We start from the raw sequence: 21,986 nt of genomic DNA on the forward strand, positions 1-21,986 counted from the left end.
CGCTTTTTTTATAAGGGTAAACTTTGAAAATAGAATAAAATAAAAAAGCCGGAAAATTACTTCCGGCTTTTCACTAATTATATAATGGCCTATTTTTTAACCAATGGCACTAACCAACGTACTCCACAGATTACTTGGTGTTGATGTGAATCACTTAAATTGCTTAAGTTTTTATCAAACGTTGTGTTTTGATAATTGTAAGAAGCAAAAAGTCTGATGTCTTTAAATAAAGGTTCAGAGAATGGGTAATATTCAACAGCACCTTGAACTCCAACTACAGAGTAAGCATTTCCGTTGTCTAAATCATTTCTCTTACTATACATTCCTTTTACATAAGGAACAACTTTATCAATTTTATATTTTAAACTTAACGTAGTTGCGTTGTCTTTGATATAAGTATTTCCTAAATCATTCTCTAAATCAAGTATAGAACTATAATTAAGGTTTCTATAACCAAACATCCAGTCAGCCTCAATTTGAAGGTTGTCTATGTCTAATCTATTACCAATAGTTACCCAGTTATAATATCTTGAAGCATCGTGCTGTAGTAAACCATAACCATATCTTGTTTTAAGTTTACCATCAAACAACTCACCTTGCCATAATCCTAAATAACCAAAAGCTTTGTTTTTATATTTTTCAGCTACAAAACCATCACCAGGACTTATGAATTGTAAGGTATATGTACTTTTAGGAGTGTGGTAACTTACACTTGCACCATTGCTATATACCTCAATATCTGGGTATATATTTGAGTACATATATAATTCACCCCCATTATAATCAATTTCAAAAGATCCCCAACCTGTCATTAAACGACCAGCAGCAAAAGACCACTTTTCATTAGCAAAATATTCTAATACTGCAAACTCTAATGGATTGTCATTGTTATTTAGCAAACTATAGCGCATAGAAAATTCTACCTTATCTAAGAACTTTGTAGTTAGGTACATTCTTGTTTGGTTTACCTGGAAATTGCTATTATCAGTTTGCTGTCCATTAAAAGTAGTATTAAAATCATATCTACTATCTAAATACAAGTTAAAGTAATTTACAACGTCTTTATTTCCGTTGATTGTAAATAGAGCAGTAGGTTCTGTTTTTTTAATGCTATCTGTTTGACTATAAAGCGATGTGCTCATCGCTAACAATAGGAAAAGTGATATTTTTCTCTTTATCATGTCAATTATTTATTGGCTAAGATAATTTTTTTTATAATGTTTTCATAAAAAAATGAGTATTTTATCTTAATTATTTTTGTTATTATAAGTTTAAAATGGTTTTTTGTGTTTAAAACACTTTAAAGTGTGCGCTTTTTAAGTTTTGAATAAAAAATAAAAATTACTCTTTATTTTGTCTTTTCACATTTATCTTGATAAAAACGCTTTAAGCCTGTAACAAATTTAATACCAAAAAATAAGATAGGGTAATAAAAAGAAGATTGATTTTCTTTTTGAAAGAGTAATAGCTTTTAAATCAGTTGAATAATTTTATTTTTTGCTTTTACAAATTTGTATGTAACCTCTTAAAACAATTTAAATATTAAGTGATTTTACAGTTGGTCATAAGCAATTGGCCGTTAGTCAATAACTTTTTCTTAAGCATTAGAATTGCATTTAGTTTGTTCAAAAATTAATTAATATGCGAATTTTAAGATTATTTCCTGTATTCCTTTGCTTGTGTGCTGGGAGTATAAATGCTCAAAATAAAATACAAGGACAATTAAAAGTAGATTATGTTCCTGCATCAAACTACATCCGTCCAATAGATAGTGTAAAAACAGATTCTAAGAGTGATTTTAAACGAGTTGACTTAGGAATAGAAGTTCCTTTATTCTCTAAGGTTGATTTTAGAGGAAAGCCGCAATTATGGAGTTTGATGATGCAAGGAGCGTATGCTAAGATGAATAACACAAATTATGAAGAGGAGTTGTTTCCAACAGAGCTGGTGAATGCTCAAATTGGAATAAAACACTTTCGCTCGATAAGCGATAGTTGGTCCATAATGGCCATTGCATCAATTGGACTTTATACAGATATGGTTCAAGTTGACAAAGAAGCTATATTAGCCCAAGGAGGTGTGTTTTTTATTAAACATTTTAATCCCCGTTTAGCATTAGGGGTAGGGCCAGTATTAACCAATAGTTTTGGAGCACCTATGGTATTGCCAGGTATTTACTTTAACTGGGAAACGTTAGGATTCTTTAGACTTAAAATTGCTTTTCCAGAAGGAATGGAGTTAGCGTACAGTTTTACAGAGAGTTTTGATCTCAAGTTAGCAGTTGATTTAACAGGGATGACTGCCATTAGTAAAGCCAATGACAAGATGATGTTGTTGGGTTATCAGCAAATTACTGCTGGTTTACGACCAGAAGTAAAGTTATCGAACAATATTACACTATCTCTAACAATGGGCTCTACTTTAGGTCGCTCTTTCCAATTTAATGAAAGAAAGATAAAGAGCATTTTTAAAACAAAAGATGCAGCTGATCCTAAGTTCACAAGTACTTTATATAGCGCCTTTGTTTTAAAGTGGAAATTCTAATTATCTGCTAAGTAACTTTTTATACACTACCTGTTTCAATAATTCCTCTTTGCGCATTCTTGAAATAGGTAGTTGTTTTTCATTTATAAATAGACGTGTTCCAGAAATAGAACTAATATGATTTATATTGATTAAATACGACTTGTGAATTCTAAAAAAACTTTGCTTAGGCAACAGCTCTTCAATTGTTGTCATTGTTTGATGTATAACCAATGATTTATCAATCATCTGAAGCTTTAAATAGTTTTGCATTCCTTCTACAAAAAGTAAATCATTCCAGTCTATTTTAATAAAACTATCGTCTTGTCTTACATATACAAACGAATCAGTCGCTGTTTGATTTGTCTTTTCTGATTTAAGGATATACAATTGCTTTGCCTTTAAACTCGCTTGATAAAAGCGCTTAAAATCAATCGGTTTTAGTAAATAGTCCACAATATCAAAGCGATACCCCTCTAAAGCATGTTCAGAATAAGCAGTAGTAAAAATTACTAAAGGAGGATTAGATAGAGTCTCTAAAAACTCTATACCCGACAAATAAGGCATATTAATATCAAGAAAAATTAAATCAAAAGTTTCCTTTTCTATTAACTCAAGTGCTTCAATTGCTGAAGCACAAGAATTAGTAGCTTCTAAGAAATCTACTTTTAAAATAAAATCTACAATAGCTCTTCTCGCTAAAGGTTCATCATCAATGACTAAGCATTTTAGCAAAGGTTGATTAGTTGTAGTCATATTTATAATTTGATCGTTAATAATAAGTTGTAATAATTTTCAGTTTGTTCAATACTGATAGCGTGTTGGTTAGGATAAAGCATTTTAAGTCGCTCTTTTACATTTTTCAAACCTATTCCAGAACTTTCTTTAGCTGGCAGTTTATACTTAGTACTGTACGAATTTTCGATACTTAACGTAAGTGTACCTTGATTCTCTTTACAGAATATTTTAATATATCCGATAGATTCTGGCAACCTCGAAACGTGCTTAAAAGAATTCTCAACCAAAGGAACTAATAAAAGAGGAGCAATCTGAAGTTGTCCGTTTTTTATTATCCACTCACAGTCAACTTTTAATTCATCCCCCCAACGTATTTTCTCAACTGCAACAAGGTCTTGCAAATATTTGATTTCTCTATGAAGAAAGACAACTTTATGATTGCACTCATAGAGTTGATAGCGAAGTATATCAGAAAACTTTATCAATAGAGTAGATGCTAATTCAACATTACTTTGCATCAGTATGTGAATATGGTTTAAAATATTAAACATCAAATGAGGGTTAATCTGGTCCTGTAAAAGCTTTAATTGAGCCTCTAAATGTTCCTTTTTAAGTTTATTGTGATCTTTTTCTATTTGATTGTGCTCCTGGTAAAAACGAATACCACAAGTGGTAGTTAAAATAGCAATTGATGAAGGAATTGCACTATAATATTGTACTAAAAAGAATCGGAGAGGATTATTAATGTATTCTTTTCTGAAAGAAAGTAATTCATTAGAATCATTTGGTAAGAATGTAAATACCAATGCCAAGATAAGAGATAAGAACAAGACACATAAAACACTTTGAATACCGAAAAGCTTCATATTTCTGGATTTCAATGCTTTTGGAAGTAAATTATCGCTTAAATAGTGCGATACAATAATGAAAACGCTGATGAGAATAAGATTTGGTAGTATAGAAGGCCAAGGAGCTCCAGGGCGTATATCTTGTGCCCATACTGAGATAGATAAGATAATCCAAAACAAGAAGATAAAGACGTGATTTTTCTTTTTTATACTGAGTTTCATAATTTGTTTTTTAATGTAACAAAGCATAGAAAACTAAATTAACTATGCTTTGTTGTTTAATAATTTTATAAAAAGAAATACCCTACACTCAAATTAAAATTATGAGGTTTAGATTTGAAATCTTTAGCTATATTTTTTAGACCATATTCATAGGCTAAATCCACATTAAACTTCCATACTGAAACACCAACACCACCTTTTAAACTTAGATTAGATTGGTTGATATTACTTTTAAAGTTAGTAAGATTACCTTGAAAATTTAAGTTCTTATCCAAAGCATAAGAATATTTAGCACCTCCAAAGATATGAATTTCAGCTAAGGACAAGTTTATCAATTTATACCCCAATACAACTGGTATATCAATGGTATTTAATTTTATATTTTGATCTTTAAAATTATCCTGTTCTATTGTTGTTTTATGCTGTGTAAACAAAGCATCAGCTTGTAAATAGAATTTTTGAAAGTCATACTGTGTAGTAATACCTACAGAATACCCCAAGGCATTTTTAGTGTTCATTCCCTTTAAGTTTGTTGTTAAAGATGAATAATCAGCACCCGCCTTAACTCCAATGTGAAAAGGAGATTGAGCAAATGAGCTTACTGAAGTAAGTAGCAGCATAAACAATGCCGTAGAACATAGAATTCTTTGTTTTTTCATGATATATTATTTAAAATTTTGACAAAGAACACGAATCGACTTCAAGCAGAATATTTTATTTGATAAGAGGTAACTATTCATTGATGAACGGTTGTATTGATAAAATGCAAAGACTAAAAGAGAAAAATAGGTTAGGGAAGAAGTGCTTACTCGGTATGTTTAGTTAGTAATAAATTTAAGATAAATCTTTTGATAGCAATTTTACTATTATTAACCATAATACATTACTTTAATTATTAAAATTGAAATGATTAGGACAATCATCTTAATTACATTTTAGCTTAATAGTAAAATCTAATTAAGAAATGAGATAAAGATTAAGGATATTTTATTAGAGAATAGAGTATTATTTATTTAGAATATCCTAAATTTGAAAAGTAATATGAATTTTAATAAAGATTTTATATATGAGTCAAGAAGTTAGAAGCTTAGAACCTAAGCAATTATGGAATAAGTTCGCTGATTTAAACGCAGTTCCACGTCCTTCAAAAAAAGAAGAACGCGTAATTGAGTTCATGATGAATTTTGGAAAAGATTTGGGATTGGCAACAATCAAAGATGAAGTTGGAAATGTCATCATTAAGAAACCTGCAACAGAAGGAATGGAGAACAGAAAAACAATTGTGATGCAATCACACTTGGATATGGTTCACCAAAAAAATAACGATACTGAGTTCGATTTCGACACACAAGGTATTGAAATGTATGTAGATGAAGAAGGATGGGTAAGAGCAAAAGGTACAACATTAGGTGCTGATAACGGTATTGGTGTTGCTACTATTATGGCTATTTTAGAGAGTACTGATATTCCTCACCCAGCAATTGAAGCTTTATTTACAATTGATGAAGAAACAGGAATGACTGGTGCTAAAGGTCTTCAAGGAGGTATGTTAGAAGGAGAGATTCTTTTAAACTTAGATACGGAAGAAGATGACGAGATTGATATCGGATGTGCTGGTGGTATTGATGTAACTGCATCTGCAGAATACGATGAAGAAGATACTCCAGAGGCTTCAGTTGGTTACAGAATTACAGTAAAAGGATTACACGGAGGTCACTCAGGAATGGATATTCATAAAGGATTAGGTAATGCTAACAAAATTATGAACCGTTTGTTATTTGATGCTTTCGATAATTTCGGATTACAAATTGCAAAAATCAAAGGTGGTAGTTTACGTAATGCTATTCCTCGTGAGAGTGTAGCTGAAGTGATTATTGCTAAGGTATATGACGAAGCTTTCGTTTACGATATGAATACAATCGTTGATGAAATTAAAGCAGAATTACATACAGTAGATCCTAATTTAGAAGTTATTTTTGATAGATTAGAAGAAGGTGATATGCCTAAAAAAGTTATGCCACCAATGGCACAATACTTCTTTGTACGTTCAATGCAAACAGCTCACAACGGAGTTTATAGATTAAGTCCTGATTTTGAAGACTTAGTTGAAGCATCAAACAACATTGCTAAAGTAGATGTAGCTGATGGTAAATTAACTGTAAAATGTTTAACAAGATCATCTGTAGAATCATCTAAAATGGATGTTGCTAACGGATTGCGTTCTGCCTTCGAATTAATGGGATGTGAAGTTGAATTTTCAGGTTCTTACCCAGGATGGAGTCCAAACGCTGAATCAGAAATTAAAGATATTTTAGTAGATATCTATGAAAGACAAGTAGGAGAAACACCAAGTGTTGTTGCTTGTCACGCTGGTTTAGAGTGTGGTATTTTAGGAACGAATTATCCTGATATGGATATGATTTCTTTTGGACCAACAATTAGAGGAGCTCACTCTCCAGTAGAAAGAGCAAACATTGCATCTGTTCAGAAGTTCTGGAAGTTTGTATTACAAATTTTAAAAGAAATTCCAGTAAAACAATAATCTTTTTAAGATTATATAAAACAAAGAGCTGTATTCTTAACAAGGATACAGCTCTTTTTGTTTGAATATATAGTGTTGTTTGAATATATAGTGTTGTTTGAATAGTTAATTGTAAATATGATAGAAATAGGATAGGTATTTATATAGATTGTGAATTTTAAGACAATATTATATTTGCCAACGGATTAGAATTTGTAATTTGGCGAAAACAAAATTTAAAAACTCTTATAATATGAAAAAATCGTTTTTAGCTATCACAATGATGGGGCTTTTAGTAATGTCTTGTGGGCAAAAAAAAGAAGAGAATAAGGATGTAGCTACAGAAACAACAGAACAAGTAGAAACTGTAAAAACAGAATTAACTCATTCAATTGAGTGGACTGCATTTAAAACACCTGAAAAAGTAGGAGTTAAAGGTACGTTCTCAGATGTGAAGTTACTTGATGTTAAAGAAGCTACAACGTTAGAAGAATCTTTAAAAGGAGCTGCATTTATTGTTACAACATCAACTGTTAGTACAAATGATGTAGGTAGAGATGAGAAATTAAAAGTTGAATTCTTTGCTAAAATGGTTGGGAATATCAATGGTTTCTTTGGAGAGTTCAAAGATGGAAAAGTTGTTGTAAACTTAACGATGAATGGAGTAACAAAAGAGAAAGAATTCAGTTATGTTGTAGAAGACAATGCAATGAAAATCAATGGATCAATTGATATTTTAGGAGACTTCGTAGCGCAAACTGCATTTGATAGTTTACACGAAGCTTGTAAAGATTTACACGCTGGTAAAACGTGGAGTGATGTAGAGATTGCAGTAGAGATTAAAAAATAATTTGCAATAAATATCGAATTGAAGAGGAATATTACTAAATATTCCTCTTTTTTTTTAACTTTGCATTCCAAATAAATTATCTATTTTAGGATATGTTAGATAGACTACAAATTATAAAGCAACGTTTTGACGAAGTTTCTGACTTAATTATTCAGCCGGATGTAATCGCTGACCAAAAACGTTACGTACAATTAAATAAAGAATATAAAGATTTAAAACAACTTGTTGATAAACGAGTTGAGTATATGAATCTTACAGCTAATCTTGAAGAAGCTAATGAAATCATCGCTGACGGTAGTGATGCTGAGATGGTTGAAATGGCTAAAATGCAATTAGATGAAGCTAAAGATCGTTTACCAGAATTAGAAGAAGAGATCAAATTCTTACTTATACCAAAGGATCCTGAGGATGCTAAAAACGTAATGGTAGAGGTACGTGCTGGTACTGGTGGTGATGAAGCAAGTATCTTTGCAGGAGATTTATACAGAATGTACACTAAATACTGTGAAGGTAGAGGGTGGAGAACTTCTGTTGTAGATGTAAACGAAGGAAGTGCTGGTGGATATAAAGAGGTTATCTTTGAAGTAACAGGAGAAGACGTATACGGAACGTTGAAATTTGAAGCAGGTGTACACCGTGTACAACGTGTTCCACAAACTGAAACACAAGGACGTGTTCACACTTCTGCTGCTACTGTAATGGTATTACCTGAAGCTGAAGAGTTTGATGTACAAATTGATATGAATGATGTTCGTATTGACTTATTCTGTTCATCTGGTCCTGGAGGTCAGTCAGTAAATACAACTAAATCAGCTGTACGTATGACGCACATTCCAACAGGATTAGTTGCTCAATGTCAAGATGAGAAGTCTCAACATAAGAATAAAGATAAAGCTTTATCTGTATTGCGTTCTCGTTTATACGAAATGGAGTTAGCTAAGAAACAAGCTGTAGATGCTCAAAAACGTAGTTCTCAAGTTAGTAGTGGAGATAGATCTGCTAAGATTAGAACTTATAACTACCCACAAGGTCGTGTAACGGATCACCGTATTGGTTTAACGTTATATGATTTGGATGGTGTTATGAACGGAAATATCCAGAAAATTATTGATGAATTACAATTAGTTAGTAATACTGAGAAGCTTAAAGAAAGCGAAGTATTTTAATTTATTTTAATGAACTTATATAACCACACATACGCTATCTGTATAGTGTGGTTTTTTTTAAACTTATACTACCATGACAACACAACAATTAGTAGAACAAATAGTTAAGAAAAAATCATTTCTTTGTATCGGATTAGACGTTGATTTAGCAAAGATTCCAGCTGCTTTTCTACAAGAGGAAGACCCTATTTTTAGTTTTAATAAAGCTATCATTGATGCTACGCACGACATCACTGTGGCTTACAAACCAAATATTGCTTTCTATGAGGCATACGGACTAAAAGGATGGACTTCTTTGAAGAAAACGATTGATTATTTGAATGCAAATTACCCTGAGGTGTACACAATTGCTGATGCTAAACGTGGAGACATTGGAAACACAGCTACTATGTATGCAAAGGCATTCTTTGAAGATATGGCTTTTGATAGTGTAACTGTTGCTCCATATATGGGAAAAGATTCAGTAGAACCTTTCTTAGAATTTGAAAATAAGCATACTATTTTGTTAGCATTGACTTCAAATAAAGGAGCATTTGATTATCAAACTCAGAAGGTAGGAGATAAGGAATTATACCAAGTAGTTTTAGAAACTTCTAAGTCGTACAAAAACTCTGATAACCTAATGTATGTTGTAGGAGCTACAAAAGCAGAGTATTTTAAAGAAATTAGAAAGATAGTTCCTAATAGTTTCTTACTTGTTCCTGGAGTTGGAGCACAAGGAGGTAGTTTAAAAGATGTATGTGAGTTTGGATTTAATAGCCAAGTAGGTTTATTAATCAATTCATCACGAGGAATTATCTATGCTTCTAATGGTGCTGATTTTGCTGAAAGAGCACGAGAAGAAGCTCTTGTTCTACAAAAAGAAATGGAAGATATAATAAAAAATAAGCTATAAGCAATGATTGTATTAAAAGACCAAATAGGTCAAGAACATACTTTTACAAGTAGACCAAAACGAATTGTGTCTTTAGTTCCTTCACAAACAGAAACATTGTTTGATTTAGGACTGGAAGATGAGATTGTTGGTATTACTAAATTTTGTGTACATCCATATCACTTAAAAGTAACGAAGACTAACGTTGGAGGAACTAAAAAGGTACACAAAGAGAAAATAAGATTATTAGAGCCGGATATTATTATTTGTAATAAAGAAGAAAATACTTTAGAAATAGTAGAAAGCTTAAAAGAGATTTGTCCTGTTTGGGTAACTGATGTTATCACATTAGAGGATAATTTGAAGATGATAGAGGATTTTGGTGTGTTGTTTAACAAGCGTACAGAGTCAAGAAAATGGATTGATAAATTGCGTTTTGCACAGAAAGATTTTATGTCTTTTGTAAGTGATAAACCAAGTTACACAGCTGCTTATTTTATTTGGAGAGAACCATTTATGGTAGCTGGTAAAGACACATTTATCAATGAATTGATGACACTTTGTAAGTTTGAAAACGTTTATGCTAACAGAGATGAAAGATATCCTGAAATTGAATTGAGAAAGATACGCATTCAAGGAGATCCAGAGTTGGTGTTTTTATCATCAGAGCCGTTCCCTTTTAAAGAAGAACACGCTTTTGAAATAGGTCGTTTTACACATCACGGAAAAACCGTTTTTGTAGATGGAGAGATGTTTTCTTGGCACGGTACTCATCTATTTAGAGCCTTTGATTACTTTAAACAGATACACGAAAGAATAGAATAAAGAAAAAGCGAGTAATGTAAATTACTCGCTTTTTAACTAACCCTAACTATTATGAAATCAATCATTTTTTGATATAACAAATTTCAGAAAATAATTTGATAATAGCGGTTAATCGAATGTTATATAAATGTTATTTTTATTTATTTGTCTAAAAAATATTCAATCCTTTAAACAAAGACTTCTTTTCTTGTTTTTTCTCTGATTTTTTGTCTTTAGAATTGCTTGATGTATTTTTTTGGGCACCGTTCTTTAAATTATCTTGAATTGAGAATACATCTTGAAGTAGTTTAGTATTTCTTGCAAGACCAGAATTAGCACGGATTTTATTCTCTTCAACAGCAATCATTTTAAAAACTCCACTCATTGTTTCATTAGTCACGTAGTCTGTTAAATCAGTATTTACAGGAGCAACTAATGGTAAATTGTTATAGGTAGAAAAGATAGTTTCCCATACCTTATCTGCACCAACTGTTGCTAAAGATTCATTAATAACAGGGGAAAACTTTTTATATAAAGCAGCTTTAGTACCTTCTTGTAAATAATTAGTTGCCGCTGATTCACCTCCAATTAAAATATTTTTAGCATCGTTAAAAGAGATCTTCTGAACAGCATCTAAAAAGATAGGTGTAGATTCCTTCACAGCAGATTCAGCAGCTCTGTTTAATAAAAGTAAACCTTGGTCAGCTAAACCACCCATTCCAATTTTTCTAAGCGTTTTATCTACTTTCTGAATCTCTTCAGGTAATAAAATTTTAACCAATTCATTTTTAAAGAAACCATCTTTTTGAGTTAATGTACTTACTTGGTCAGTAATACCTTTAGTAAGTGCTTCTTTAAGTCCGTTTGCTGCTTTGTCTTGGCTCAAGCTGTTAAGTAACGTAGTTGTTGTTTGTTTCTTTTGAGCTTGCATTGGTAAAGCTACTCCACCAGTTAATGTAATACCTAATGCCAGAACCAAAAATTTGTTTTTCATTATGTTTTTTATGTTTTAATTTATAATAAACTATCTGCTTCTAATCGAATGGCAGAAAGTGCTATTTCTATTTTGCGCTGTAATTGAATGTTTTCAGTAAGCAAAACTTCTCTTAATGCAGTAGCATTAGCCACTGAAGGATGTTGCGCTGTTTGATGTACTGATGAAATAATTGTATTTTTTGTTTGAAGTACTATTTGCCATAGTTCATTAGTAACGTAAATTTGTTGAGAAATATTGTAATCAAACTCTTGTTCTATATGCTGAATTAAAGCAAATTGGTAAGTGTTCTTATCCTCAGAAACAGGTTCAATGCGCAATACTAACTTCTTTAAATCAATGCGTTCAATTAAGATGACTAATCTTTCGCAAGCTTGTAGCTTCAGTGCTGTAGTGTCAATTGTGGCTTTATTTTCGTCTTTTTTCTTTAATTGTTCTAATAAATAAAAGTCTTTTTTAGACTGTCGCTCTAAGATTTTACTAAAATATACGTAAGACAATGCTGCTGTAGTTAAAGCAGGTAGCGTATATCCTATAATCTCCATTATAAAATCTGTTTTCATAGCTTTTTTGATTTGGTACAAAAATAGCGAATAATATTATCTGGCATAATTTTTTATAACATCAATAACTTGTTATAAAGGGATAGGAATTGTAATTTTGAACTTTTTCGAGGAAATAGATATGCAAAATTATATTGATCAATTAAATGAGGCTCAAAGAGCACCTGTCCTTCAGAAAGATGGACCAATGATAGTGATAGCGGGAGCAGGTTCGGGTAAGACAAGGGTTTTAACTTTACGTATTGCTTATTTGATGCACCAAGGTGTTGATGCGTTTAATATTTTAGCATTGACATTTACAAATAAAGCAGCTCGTGAAATGAAACACAGAATTGCTCAGATAGTGGGTAATTCAGAGGCTAAGAACTTATGGATGGGAACATTCCACTCTGTTTTTGCTAAGATTTTAAGAGCTGAATCTGATCGACTTGGGTATCCAGGGAACTTCTCTATTTATGATTCTCAGGATAGTCAGCGTTTAATCGGTCAGATTATTAAAGAGATGCAATTAGATAGAGATATCTATAAACCTAAAGAGGTGCTTAGCCGTATTTCATCTTACAAAAACAGTTTGATTACTGTTAAGTCCTATTTTGAGAACCCGGAGTTACAGGAAGCTGATGCTATGAGTAAACGTCCGCGTATTGGAGAGATTTACAATAATTATGTAGAAAGATGTTTCAAATCAGGAGCAATGGACTTTGATGATTTGTTGTTAAAGACAAATGAGTTATTGACACGTTTTCCTGATGTGTTGGCAAAGTATCAAGATCGCTTTAGATATATTTTAGTTGATGAGTACCAAGATACGAATCACTCACAGTATTTGATTGTACGTGCATTGTCTGATCGTTTTCAGAATATATGTGTGGTTGGTGATGATGCGCAAAGTATTTATGCTTTCCGTGGAGCAAACATCAACAACATTCTTAACTTCCAAAAAGATTATGAGGGAGTACAAACCTATCGTTTGGAGCAAAACTATCGTTCTACACGTAATATTGTTGAGGCAGCAAATACTGTTATCGACAAGAATAAAGTGAAGCTTGAAAAAGTAGTTTGGACTGCTAATGATTTTGGTCCTAAGATTAAAGTACACCGTTCATTAACAGATGGGGAAGAAGGTCGTTTTGTTGCTTCAACTATTTTTGAAGAGAAAATGGTTAATCAAAAAAACAACGGTGATTTTGCTATTCTATATAGAACGAATGCACAATCTCGTGCGATGGAGGATGCATTGCGTAAAAAAGATATACCCTATCGAATTTACGGAGGATTGTCGTTCTACCAAAGAAAGGAGATTAAAGATGTTTTAAGTTACCTGAGATTAGTTATTAATCCGAAGGATGAAGAAGCTTTGGTGCGTGTAATAAACTATCCAGCACGTGGTATTGGAAATACGACAATGGATAAATTAACTATTGCTGCTAATCATTACAAACGATCTATTTATGAGATTATTGAGCATATTGATAAAATAGACTTGAAGATTACTGCTGGTACTCGTAACAAGTTAAGCGACTTTGGTTTAATGATTAAGGCATTCCAAGCTTTGGATGAAACTATGGATGCGTATCAGTTAACAGAGCATATAGCTAAAAAAACAGGATTAGTACAAGAACTTAGAAAAGATACAACACCTGAAGGTATTACTCGCATGGAAAACATTGAGGAATTACTGAATGGTATTAAGGATTTTATTGAAGGGCAGAAAGAAGTAGACGGTGCCAGAGGATCATTAAGTGAATTTCTTGAAGATGTGGCTTTAGCTACTGATTTAGACAAGGATACGGGAGAAGATGACCGTGTGGCGTTGATGACTATTCACTTGGCAAAAGGACTTGAGTTTCCAACCGTATTTTGTGTTGGAATGGAAGAAGATTTGTTTCCAAGTGCTATGAGTATGAATACGCGTAGTGAGTTGGAAGAAGAAAGACGTTTGTTCTATGTAGCGTTGACACGTGCAGAACATCAGGCTTATTTGACTTATGCCCAATCGAGATATCGTTGGGGAAAATTAGTAGATTGTGACCCTTCAAGATTTATTGAAGAGATAGATGATCAATACTTAGAGTATTTGACTCCTGTTGAAACAAACTATCGCTATAAACCAACTATCAATGCTGATATATTTGGCGACGTAGATAAAAGTAAATTGAGGTTAAAGAAGCCAGAGAATGGAACTCCTCCAGCTTATATTACTAATAATGAAGAGCCTAAGCAAGATAGAAATATTCGCAAGCTAAAGCCAGTAAATTCAAGTTCAAAAAGTACTGGTGTTTCAGCAGATAATCAGGGATTAATTGTTGGTCAAACCGTAATGCATGAAAGATTTGGGAAAGGAATAATCTTGAATTTAGAAGGAGTAGGGGCTGATAAGAAAGCTGAAATAAAATTTGATGTAGGAGGTATTAAAAAATTGTTGCTAAGGTTTGCCAAACTACAGGTTTTGTCGTAATTTGTAAAAGTATTTAAGAAGATAAAGAAATGTCACAGTTAATTAAAATATATCCAGAAAATCCCAATGAAAAAGAGATTGACAGAGTTGTCAAGATCTTGAGAGAAGGAGGTTTAGTTATTTACCCTACTGATACAGTTTATGGGTTAGGCTGTGATATTACAAATTCTAAAGCATTAGAGAAAATTGCTAAAATCAAGGGTATAAAACTTGAGAAAGCTAATTTCTCTTTTATATGTTATGATTTGAGTAATATATCTGATTATGTTAAACAAATTGATACAGCAACATTTAAGATTCTTAAAAAAGCTTTACCAGGTCCATATACCTTTATTTTACCTGGTAATAATGACTTGCCAAAAGATTTTAAAAAGAAAAAAACAGTTGGTATTCGTGTACCTGATAATAATATAGCACGTGAAATTGTAAAGAAATTGGGGAATCCTATCGTTTCAACATCTATTTATGATGAGGATGCGATATTAGAATACACAACAGATCCTGAACTTATCTATGAAAAATGGCAAAATACAGTTGATTTAGTTATTGATGGAGGTTATGGTAATAATGAAGCTTCAACAGTAATTGATTTATCTGGTTCTGAGCCAGAAATTATTAGAGAAGGAAAAGGATCAATAGATATATTTTAAGAAAATATACTGATAAGTAATAAATTTGTTCAATTAATAAAGTTAAATCGCAGTTATATATCATATAACCTGAATAAAATTAGGGGAATTCAAACTGAATTATTATTTTTGTAACTGTTTATATTAAAAGCTAAACGTATCACACTATGAATTTACATGAATTTCAAGGTAAAGAAATATTAGCTAGCTACGGTGTAAGAGTACAACGTGGATTAGTAGCTAACAACGCAGAAGAGGCAGTTGAAAAAGCAAAACAACTTACAGACGAAACTGGTACAAGTTGGTATGTAATCAAAGCTCAAATCCATGCTGGAGGAAGAGGTAAAGGAGGAGGAGTTAAGTTGGCTAAAAACTTAGAAGAAGTTAAAGAAATCGCTGGTAAAATTATCGGGATGGATTTAATTACTCCACAAACACCACCTGCTGGTAAAAGAGTTAACCGTGTGTTAGTTGCAGAAGATGTATACTATCCAGGAGAAAGCGAAACATCTGAATTTTACATGTCTGTATTATTAGATAGAGCTAAAGGACGTAATATGATTATGTATTCTACTGAAGGTGGAATGGATATTGAAGACGTTGCTGAAAAAACTCCACACTTAATTTTCAAAGAAGAAATTGACCCTGCTGTAGGATTACAAGGATTCCAAGCAAGAAGAATCGCTTTCAACTTAGGATTATCAGGAAATGCATTCAAAGAAATGGTTAAATTCGTAGATGCTTTATACAGAGCATACATTGGAAGTGATTCTTCAATGTTCGAAATTAACCCAGTATTAAAAACATCTGATGATAAAATTTTAGCTGTAGATGCTAAAGTTACTTTAGACGATAACGCATTATACAGACAAAAAACTTATGCTGAATACAGAGATTTTTCTGAAGAGAGACCAATCGAAGTTGAAGCAAATGCTGCTGGATTAAACTATGTTGATTTAGATGGTACAGTTGGATGTATGGTTAACGGTGCTGGATTAGCTATGGCGACTATGGACTTAATTAAGTATGCTGGTTTTGAACCTGCTAACTTCTTAGACGTAGGAGGTACTGCTGATGCTAAACGTGTTGAAACAGCTTTCCGTATTATCTTAAAAGATCCAAACGTAAAAGCTATTTTAATTAATATCTTCGGAGGAATCGTTCGTTGTGACCGTGTTGCTCAAGGTGTTGTTGATGCATACAAAAACATGGGAGATGATATCAATGTTCCAATTATCGTTCGTTTACAAGGAACAAATGCTGAATTAGCAAAAGAATTAATCGATGAATCAGGTATGCCAATCTTATCTGCAGTTGCTTTCCAAGAAGCTGCTGATCAAGTTAAAGCTGCATTATCTTAATTTAAAGATTAACATATATATACAAAAAAAGCCAGATATTTTATATATCTGGCTTTTTTAGTTATTAACTCCTGAGTTAGCACTTATTCTATTATTTGATTTATCAATTATAGTACTTGCTTATAATTTCAATATTTGACCATCAGTACATATAATAATTAAATATTCAATTCTCAGAAGGTTGTACATATTATAAATAAACTATACTTGCTTAAAATATAAAAGGGTACTCAAATACTGAATACCCTTCTATTATTATAAAACTATTTGTTCTTTTTACCATTATTAAACTTTATTCCTGCAAAAGGAGAGTCATTCTTCTTTTTATTAAAGCTCTTGGCTTTTGAAGAATCATTCATTTTCTTAGAATAAGTTTTATTTTCTGTTTTTTGTTTAGGAGCAGAAGTTTTTACTTTATCAGAACTTTCTTTCTTAAAATCTTTTTTATGTGTTCCTAAAACCTCCATAGGATTTTTTGGTTCTTCTTTAGTTCCTCGTAAATAAATAACTAAAGCATTTAAAAAATTTCTTAAAACCTGATCTCCACATTCAACGTATTTAGGATGATCCTCATTTCTAAAGAAATTACCTATTTCACCCTTTGACATACGAAAGTCAACTAATTCAAGTATTTCAACAATTTGATCATCTCTAAGTTGCAATGCAACACGTAATTTTTTAAAAATATCGTTATTCGTCATCTTAATTCTTATTTTGGCAAAGGTAAATTAAAAAGTCTAAAGTTTATCTTTTAAAGCTTTTATTTCATCTCTAAGTTTAGCAGCATTAATAAAATCTAAATCTTTAGCGGCTTTTTCCATTGCTTTCCTCTTATCACGTATCATTTTTTCAATATCAGCTTTTGATTTATATTTTATAGATTCTTCAGCAGCTTTTAAAATAGATTCTTGTTGAATCTCATCATAAGAGTTTTTAACCAATTCACTTGTTATTTTTTTATTAAGAGCAGTAGGTACTTTGTTATGATTTTTGTTATAAATCATTTGCTTTTCCCTGCGATAAGCAGTCTCATCAATAGTCTTTTGCATACTTGCCGTTATTTTATCAGCATACATAATAGCTTTACCATTAACATTACGAGCAGCACGTCCAACAGTCTGAGTCAAAGACCTATGACTTCTTAAGAAGCCTTCTTTATCAGCATCTAATATAGCAACTAAAGATACTTCAGGTAAATCAAGTCCCTCTCTCAAAAGATTGACTCCAATTAATACATCAAATAATCCCTTTCTTAAATCTTGCATGATTTCAACTCTTTCAAGTGTATCAATATCAGAGTGTATATACCTACATCTAATACCAACTCTTGTAAAATATTTAGCAAGTTCTTCAGCCATTCTTTTAGTTAGAGTTGTGACCAAAGTTCTCTCATCAACTTCTACTCTTTGCTGAATCTCTTCAATAAGATCATCTATTTGATTTTCAGAAGGTCTTAACTCTATTATAGGGTCTAATAAACCAGTAGGTCTAATTAATTGTTCAACTACTACACCTTCGGACTTTTGTAATTCATAATCAGCTGGAGTCGCAGAAACATAAATAACCTGATTTTGCATAGACTCAAACTCTTCAAATTTCAAAGGTCTATTATCTAAAGCAGCAGGTAATCTAAATCCATACTCAACAAGGTTCTCTTTTCTTGATCTATCACCACCATACATTGCATGTACTTGTGAAATGGTAACGTGACTTTCATCAACAACCATTAAATAATCATCAGGGAAATAATCTAACAAACAGAAAGGTCTTGTTCCAGGATCTCTACCATCTAAGTAGCGAGAATAATTTTCAATTCCAGAACAATAACCAAGTTCCCTAATCATTTCTAAATCAAAGTTAGTTCTTTCCTCTAATCTTTTAGCCTCTAAATGTTTTCCTATTTCTTTGAAATATTCTACTTGTTTAACCATGTCTTGTTGTATTTCCCATATTGCATTTTGCAAAACATCAGGAGATGTAACAAACATATTAGCAGGGTAGATTGTAAGTTTAGTAAACTTCTCTATGACTTGTGAGTCAGTTGCATTAAAAACTTCAATGTCTTCAATTTCATCTCCGAAGAAATGGATACGGAATGGATTATCGGCATAGCTTGGAAATACCTCAATAATATCTCCTTTGATTCTAAAATTCCCCGGGCTAAAGTCTGCTTCTGTACGTGAGTATAAACTTTGTACAAGTTTATGAAGTAACTGAGTACGAGAAATCTCTTGATCTAATTCAATAGTAATAACATTTTTTTGAAATTCAATCGGATTACCAATACCATAAAGACAAGATACAGATGCAACAACAAGAATATCTCTTCTACCAGACAATAGGGCAGAAGTGGTACTAAGACGCATCTTTTCTAATTCTTCATTTATTGATAAATCTTTTTCAATATATTGTCCGGTTACAGGAATAAATGCTTCTGGTTGATAATAGTCATAGTAAGACACAAAATACTCAACAGCATTATTTGGGAAGAAGTTTTTAAATTCTGTATATAGCTGAGCAGCTAAAGTTTTGTTATGTGCTAAGACAAGAGTAGGACGTTGCACCTCTTGAATCACATTAGCAACAGTAAAAGTTTTACCTGAACCTGTTACACCTACAAGAGTTTGAAACTGTTCATTAGCTTTAACCCCTTGACTTAATTTTTTAATTGCTTCAGGTTGATCTCCAGTAGGAGAATATTCTGAATTTATTTTGAATACCATACTAAATAATAACTTATACAAAGTTACTTATTTAAATGAAAAAAGCGCAAGAATAATCTTGCGCTTTAGTATAATATTAGTTATAATCTAATTAGTTAATTTTGAAAATAACTTTTCTTGCAATCTTACGAGCTGCAGCTGAATCTTTAGAAACTGCGTCGTCAATTCCGTTACCTGTAGCAGATACTTTAGAAGCAGCAACACCAGCTTTAACTAAGATATCTTTAACTGCGTTAGCACGTTTTGCAGATAATGTATTGTTGTAAGATTTGTTTCCTACAGCATCAGCATATCCTAAAACTTCTACAGAAGCAGATGGGTTATTTTTCATGTAGTTAACGATGAAGTTAATTCCATCAACTGAAGTTGGTTGAGATTTATCAAAGTCAAAGTATACAGCAACGTATCCTTTATTGATAAGTTCTTTAATCATTGCAGCGTCATCAGAGCTAACTGGTTTCTCAGCGTTACCATATTTCTCAGCGATAAATGCTTCAATGTTATCAGCAATACCATTGTTGTTTTTGTCGATATTTCTACCTCTTGAATCAACTAATGCTCCTGCTGGAGTGTTTGGTTCTAAATCTAAGTAATCAGCAACACCGTCTCCGTCAGAGTCAACAAGCATTCCTTCTACTTTAGATAATCTTCCGTCTAACTCAGATAATAAGTTGTTCTCTTGAGCTGCTTCAGCATACCAGTCAGCGTGTTGAGCATGTTTACCTAAATAAACAGAGATACCAACTGTTGCGTTCATCATTGTACCTTGGAAGTTTGAACGGTTTGTTTTACTTAATCCGTCAAAGTTTTGGTTTTGTTGAACGTTTTGTACGAATGTAAAATCAGCGTTTAAAGCAACACGTCTGTGTAATTTAACTTGTCCAGTTAAACCAGCCATAATGTGTCCCATGTTATCTGTACCTGTAAATCCGTCTCCATTCATCCAAGAGAAACCTCCCCCTGCGTGAGCTTGAACGTTTAATACTTTAGTCCAGTTTTCGAAGTTAAGAACTCTACCTAAGTTTACAACTCCTTCAACACTTGTTCTGTAGTAGTTAGTGTTTAAATCTGCATCGTTTGTCCAGCTATCTAATTTGTCATATCCAAAAGAAGCTTTAACTCCGAATTTGTTATTTAAACTGTAACGTACACCACCATCTAAGTGCATGTTTTCGAAAGTTTCACCTGTATAACCTGAAGTTAAAGTTCTTGCAGGTTTAGCAAAACCACCATTTAAGTCAATAGACCATTTGTTGTAAGGTTTGTCTTGAGCATTAGCTACACCAAAAGCTAATACAGAAGCCAATAACGGTAATGTTAATTTTTTCATAGTTGTATTTTTAATTTCCACTAAACTTGATTTTAAGTAACCAAGTCTTTACTAATCGCTTAAGGAGCAAATATAATCTAAACTTTTGAAATATCAGAAAAATTCATACTTTTATTTCAAAATACAACGTTTTTACTATAAATACGTAAAATTAAAAACGACTAAGATGAAATATACCTCTAAGATTTTTGTCACTGTAGATGTGATCTTATTTAAAGAAAAGATAAAGGATTTAGAAATACTTTTAATAAAACGCAAAAACGAGCCATTTCGTGATTATTGGGCTTTACCTGGTGGATTTGTTGATGAAAATGAGGATCTAATGATAGCTGCCAGTAGGGAATTACTTGAAGAAACATCAATACCTTGTCAAGAACTTACTCAAACAAAAGCTTATGGTACACCTTTTAGAGATCCAAGATCTCATACTATTAGTGTAGCTTATTATGGTGAAGTAGGGGAAGAGGTGATTGGAAAGGCAGCAGATGATGCTAAAGAGCTTAAATGGTTTAGTATAGATAACTTACCTGAATTAGCTTTTGATCATGCTGAAATCATTGCTGATGCAATAGATATAAGAAAAAAAAATAAGCCTGAATAGGCTTATTTTTTTATGCTTTAGAGTTTAATAACTTGTTTTCCATGATAAAAGTACCAAATGGAATAACTGAAGCTACACAAATCAGACCGTATTTCTTCCAGCTCCATTTCTCATCACTTTTAAGAACAGTTGCCATTACAATATAAAGTATAAATAAAACACCATGTGCCATTCCAACTTTACTTACCATTGCAGGCATATCCATAAAATATTTTAAAGGCATTGCTATAAATAGTAATACTAAAAGAGAAATACCCTCAAGTAGAGCAATAATTTTAAATGATTTAAGCATTTTTAATTAATTTACGAGTTTTGAGTGGCTAATATAGATTTTATATTAGAACAAAAAAAGCCTATCAGGTAATCTGATAGGCTTTTTTTGTTATGATTAACATTTTTAATTAGAAAGCTTGCAATCTTGTGTTGTAATCTCTCAAATCTTCGATGTTATGTTTGTTGTTAATATCTTTATATAGAGATAAAAGGTATTGTAAACTTTCTAAATCATTTTTAGCAGCTGCAACTTCTGCAACAACTCCTTCAGTTTCCTCTATAGCCTCATCTGATGGAATAGCAATCAAAAAAGCATTGTTATTTTGAATATGCTCGTAAGTTAAACGAATAGATTTTACTAAAACCGGTTTCTCTTCTAATAAAGCGAATTCTCTTAGTTTTTGTAAATCCGGAACAATATTTTCTACAACAAGTCCATCAGCAATTAAATCCGATTGGATCTTTTTAATCAATTTTAAAGCATTTGCGTTTTCCACAGTAAATATCT

General features: G+C 32.0%; 21 protein-coding genes. 10 read left to right on the top strand and 11 right to left on the bottom strand.

Annotated features, from left to right (window positions below; all coding sequences use genetic code 11):
* Nucleotides 1-89: 89 nt before the first annotated feature.
* The gene (locus tag GQS07_RS11135) at nt 90-1,181 is read right to left on the bottom strand and encodes a porin (protein ID WP_158210869.1); all 1,092 of its coding nucleotides are present in this window, start codon (nt 1,179-1,181) and stop codon (nt 90-92) included.
* A 460-nt stretch (nt 1,182-1,641) separates the two neighbouring features.
* Here GQS07_RS11135 and GQS07_RS11140 point away from each other — a divergent pair, with 460 nt between their 5' ends.
* A complete protein-coding gene (locus tag GQS07_RS11140) occupies nt 1,642-2,544 on the top strand; it encodes a DUF6268 family outer membrane beta-barrel protein (RefSeq protein ID WP_158210870.1) in 903 nt (300 codons plus the stop codon).
* On the opposite strand, the gene GQS07_RS11145 is transcribed toward GQS07_RS11140, so the two are convergent.
* From GQS07_RS11145 to GQS07_RS11155, 3 genes are all read right to left on the bottom strand, one after another.
* The gene (locus tag GQS07_RS11145) at nt 2,545-3,279 is read right to left on the bottom strand and encodes a LytR/AlgR family response regulator transcription factor (protein WP_158210871.1); all 735 of its coding nucleotides are present in this window, start codon (nt 3,277-3,279) and stop codon (nt 2,545-2,547) included.
* 2 nt (nt 3,280-3,281) lie between these two features.
* Nucleotides 3,282-4,331 (bottom strand): sensor histidine kinase, encoded by a 1,050-nt coding sequence (locus tag GQS07_RS11150; RefSeq protein ID WP_158210872.1) that lies wholly within the window; start codon nt 4,329-4,331, stop codon nt 3,282-3,284.
* Between the two features lie 65 nt (nt 4,332-4,396).
* On the bottom strand, nt 4,397-4,990 hold the full coding sequence (locus tag GQS07_RS11155) for a porin family protein (protein WP_158210873.1): 594 nt from the start codon (nt 4,988-4,990) through the stop codon (nt 4,397-4,399).
* 407 nt (nt 4,991-5,397) lie between these two features.
* Here GQS07_RS11155 and GQS07_RS11160 point away from each other — a divergent pair, with 407 nt between their 5' ends.
* The 5 genes from GQS07_RS11160 to GQS07_RS11180 all read left to right on the top strand — a co-directional run bounded on the left by GQS07_RS11160 (nt 5,398) and on the right by GQS07_RS11180 (nt 10,567).
* Complete coding sequence (locus GQS07_RS11160; protein ID WP_158210874.1) at nt 5,398-6,873, top strand: aminoacyl-histidine dipeptidase; 1,476 nt, start codon at nt 5,398-5,400, stop codon at nt 6,871-6,873.
* Between the two features lie 232 nt (nt 6,874-7,105).
* Nucleotides 7,106-7,702: a YceI family protein gene (locus GQS07_RS11165; RefSeq protein WP_158210875.1), complete on the top strand. Its 597-nt coding sequence runs from the start codon at nt 7,106-7,108 to the stop codon at nt 7,700-7,702.
* 92 nt (nt 7,703-7,794) lie between these two features.
* Nucleotides 7,795-8,868 carry a peptide chain release factor 1 gene (prfA, locus tag GQS07_RS11170; RefSeq protein ID WP_158210876.1) on the top strand — a complete coding sequence of 358 codons (1,074 nt, stop codon included), beginning with the start codon at nt 7,795-7,797 and terminating at the stop codon, nt 8,866-8,868.
* A 73-nt stretch (nt 8,869-8,941) separates the two neighbouring features.
* Complete coding sequence (pyrF, locus tag GQS07_RS11175) at nt 8,942-9,763, top strand: orotidine-5'-phosphate decarboxylase (RefSeq protein ID WP_158210877.1); 822 nt, start codon at nt 8,942-8,944, stop codon at nt 9,761-9,763.
* A gap of 3 nt (nt 9,764-9,766) precedes the next feature.
* Nucleotides 9,767-10,567, top strand: coding sequence for an ABC transporter substrate-binding protein (locus GQS07_RS11180; protein WP_158210878.1), 801 nt, complete (start codon nt 9,767-9,769; stop codon nt 10,565-10,567).
* 148 nt (nt 10,568-10,715) lie between these two features.
* Here the strand turns inward: GQS07_RS11180 and GQS07_RS11185 are convergent, their stop codons facing one another.
* Complete coding sequence (locus tag GQS07_RS11185) at nt 10,716-11,540, bottom strand: DUF4197 domain-containing protein (protein ID WP_158210879.1); 825 nt, start codon at nt 11,538-11,540, stop codon at nt 10,716-10,718.
* Nucleotides 11,541-11,560: 20 nt separating this feature from the next.
* Nucleotides 11,561-12,103, bottom strand: a complete 543-nt coding sequence (locus GQS07_RS11190; protein WP_158210880.1) for a hypothetical protein — start codon at nt 12,101-12,103, stop codon at nt 11,561-11,563.
* 121 nt (nt 12,104-12,224) lie between these two features.
* Between GQS07_RS11190 and GQS07_RS11195 the strand changes: the two genes are divergently transcribed.
* From GQS07_RS11195 to sucC, 3 genes are all read left to right on the top strand, one after another.
* The gene (locus GQS07_RS11195) at nt 12,225-14,561 is read left to right on the top strand and encodes an ATP-dependent helicase (protein ID WP_158210881.1); all 2,337 of its coding nucleotides are present in this window, start codon (nt 12,225-12,227) and stop codon (nt 14,559-14,561) included.
* Nucleotides 14,562-14,590: 29 nt separating this feature from the next.
* Entirely contained in the window at nt 14,591-15,211 is a 621-nt protein-coding gene (locus tag GQS07_RS11200; RefSeq protein WP_158210882.1) for an L-threonylcarbamoyladenylate synthase, read from the top strand.
* Nucleotides 15,212-15,357: 146 nt separating this feature from the next.
* Nucleotides 15,358-16,551 (top strand): ADP-forming succinate--CoA ligase subunit beta, encoded by a 1,194-nt coding sequence (sucC, locus tag GQS07_RS11205; RefSeq protein WP_158210883.1) that lies wholly within the window; start codon nt 15,358-15,360, stop codon nt 16,549-16,551.
* Nucleotides 16,552-16,814: 263 nt separating this feature from the next.
* Here sucC and GQS07_RS11210 read toward each other — a convergent pair whose 3' ends face one another.
* From GQS07_RS11210 to GQS07_RS11220, 3 genes are all read right to left on the bottom strand, one after another.
* A complete protein-coding gene (locus tag GQS07_RS11210) occupies nt 16,815-17,252 on the bottom strand; it encodes a DUF1456 family protein (protein WP_158210884.1) in 438 nt (145 codons plus the stop codon).
* A gap of 36 nt (nt 17,253-17,288) precedes the next feature.
* On the bottom strand, nt 17,289-19,274 hold the full coding sequence (gene uvrB / locus GQS07_RS11215) for an excinuclease ABC subunit UvrB (protein ID WP_158210885.1): 1,986 nt from the start codon (nt 19,272-19,274) through the stop codon (nt 17,289-17,291).
* A 91-nt stretch (nt 19,275-19,365) separates the two neighbouring features.
* Complete coding sequence (locus GQS07_RS11220) at nt 19,366-20,604, bottom strand: OmpA family protein (RefSeq protein WP_158210886.1); 1,239 nt, start codon at nt 20,602-20,604, stop codon at nt 19,366-19,368.
* Between the two features lie 166 nt (nt 20,605-20,770).
* Between GQS07_RS11220 and GQS07_RS11225 the strand changes: the two genes are divergently transcribed.
* Complete coding sequence (locus GQS07_RS11225; RefSeq protein WP_158210887.1) at nt 20,771-21,205, top strand: NUDIX domain-containing protein; 435 nt, start codon at nt 20,771-20,773, stop codon at nt 21,203-21,205.
* A gap of 10 nt (nt 21,206-21,215) precedes the next feature.
* Here GQS07_RS11225 and GQS07_RS11230 read toward each other — a convergent pair whose 3' ends face one another.
* Both GQS07_RS11230 and GQS07_RS11235 read right to left on the bottom strand, forming a co-directional pair.
* Nucleotides 21,216-21,497 (bottom strand): DUF3817 domain-containing protein, encoded by a 282-nt coding sequence (locus GQS07_RS11230; RefSeq protein WP_158210888.1) that lies wholly within the window; start codon nt 21,495-21,497, stop codon nt 21,216-21,218.
* Nucleotides 21,498-21,606: 109 nt separating this feature from the next.
* Complete coding sequence (locus GQS07_RS11235; RefSeq protein ID WP_158210889.1) at nt 21,607-21,975, bottom strand: hypothetical protein; 369 nt, start codon at nt 21,973-21,975, stop codon at nt 21,607-21,609.
* Between the last annotated feature and the right edge of the window lie 11 nt (nt 21,976-21,986).

Source organism: Myroides phaeus (assembly GCF_009799805.1).
GTDB lineage: Bacteria > Bacteroidota > Bacteroidia > Flavobacteriales > Flavobacteriaceae > Flavobacterium > Flavobacterium phaeum_A.